Raw genomic sequence first — 1,390 nt, 5'->3', positions numbered from 1 at the left:
GAACCCCCGGCTGGTCGACGACCCGCCGCCGTACCGGGCGAGTTCCGCGCTGCGCGGCCCCCGGCGGCTGCTGGTGGACTACGACGGCGTCGGCCCCTGAACACGGGGCGCCGGCGCATCAGCTGAGGGCGACGACCGACGCGCACACCCAGGCGACCACGCCGAGAACGAGCAGCCAGAGGAACCCCGGCGGCATCCGCACGTTCAGGTCGGCCCACTGGATGTCCTCGCCCTCGGCCTTGCGGCGGTAGTAGCCCCTGGCGACTCCCCGGGGCACGTGGAACGCCGCGGACATGATCGCCAGCGCACCGCCGATGCCGGCGAGGACCATGTCGGCCGAATCGACCCTGGCCATCCCGAGGGCGATGGGCAACAGCGCCCACAGCAGCGGCGCGCGCTGCCTCCAGGTGAAGGTCACGGAGATGTAGTTGAGCGCGAAGACGAGGTAGCCGATGAGGAAGATCGCGATGACGACGACGTGGGACGCATTCATAACGATATGGACATCCGGAAGGGCGGGTTCGGTTCCCGTCGGCCGGGCGGGCCTCGGCTCCGTCAAGATTTCTCCAGCGACCCGTCCGCGCGCCGGGCCCCCGGCGGCCGGACCCTACGATCGAGGCATGACCACCGCCGAGGACAGGGCATCGCAGGCCCCGCAGCCACAGCCCGGCGTTCCGTGGGCGGGCCGGCCCCGGCGGGCCGACCTCATCTGCTGGTTCGGCATCGCGGTGAGCGGCCTGTACGCCCTGGCGATCATCCCGATGCGGCCCCTGCTCATCGGCCACCACCCGGTGCTGCTGGAGTTGCTGACCGGCAGCATGACCTCGATCGTGACCGCCGGCGCGTTCGCCCGGGTCGGGCAGGTGCCGCTGTTCCTGGTCGTCGTCTCCGCCGTCCCCGGCATGATCATGTTCGATCCGTTCTTCTGGTGGGCGGGCCGGCGCTGGGGACGCGGCATGCTGCTGATCTTCGCGGGCCGTAGCCGCCGCGGCGCCCGGCTGGTCGCCCGCGCCGAGAGGTACGGGCACCGGCTGGGCTGGCTGGGCGTCGTGTTCGCCTACTACCTGCCCCTGCCGGCGGCGCTGCTGTTCGTGGTCGCCGGCTGGACCGGCATGCGGCTGATCACCTTCGTGCTGCTCGACATGGTCGGCGCGCTGCTGTGGATCGGGCTGCTCACCGCGCTGGGCTACTACCTCGGCCAGGACGCCGTCGACGTCGCCAAGACCATCTCCCACTACGGGCTGTGGATCTCCATCGCCCTGGTCGCCGGGGTGATCGTCACCCAGCGCCTGCGCGGCCGCCGCGCCCCGGCCGCCGCCGACGCGGACTGATCAATGCCGGTGCGGGCGCGGCGGGGGAGGCGGCGGCAGGGAGTCCAGGCCGGGCGCCT

Annotated in this window: 2 protein-coding genes; one reads left to right on the top strand and one right to left on the bottom strand. The window is 72.4% G+C overall.

What is annotated here, in order from left to right:
* Nucleotides 1-118 precede the first annotated feature (118 nt).
* Nucleotides 119-493 (bottom strand): hypothetical protein, encoded by a 375-nt coding sequence (locus tag ACFFNX_RS50040; RefSeq protein WP_378213540.1) that lies wholly within the window; start codon nt 491-493, stop codon nt 119-121.
* Nucleotides 494-620: 127 nt separating this feature from the next.
* Between ACFFNX_RS50040 and ACFFNX_RS50035 the strand changes: the two genes are divergently transcribed.
* Nucleotides 621-1,331, top strand: coding sequence for a DedA family protein (locus tag ACFFNX_RS50035; protein ID WP_378213539.1), 711 nt, complete (start codon nt 621-623; stop codon nt 1,329-1,331).
* The last annotated feature ends 59 nt before the right edge of the window (nt 1,332-1,390 follow it).

Source organism: Actinoallomurus acaciae, assembly GCF_042429965.1.
In the GTDB taxonomy this organism is placed as follows: domain Bacteria; phylum Actinomycetota; class Actinomycetes; order Streptosporangiales; family Streptosporangiaceae; genus Actinoallomurus; species Actinoallomurus acaciae.
Note: the sequence above shows the minus strand (reverse complement) of the source record. Positions and strands in the feature narration are given on the sequence as shown.

Coding starts and splice junctions, on each gene's coding strand:
- ACFFNX_RS50040 (WP_378213540.1), bottom strand. CDS start 493: ATGAATGCGTCCCACGTCGTCGTCATCGCGATCTTCCTCATCGGCTAC.
- ACFFNX_RS50035 (WP_378213539.1), top strand. CDS start 621: ATGACCACCGCCGAGGACAGGGCATCGCAGGCCCCGCAGCCACAGCCC.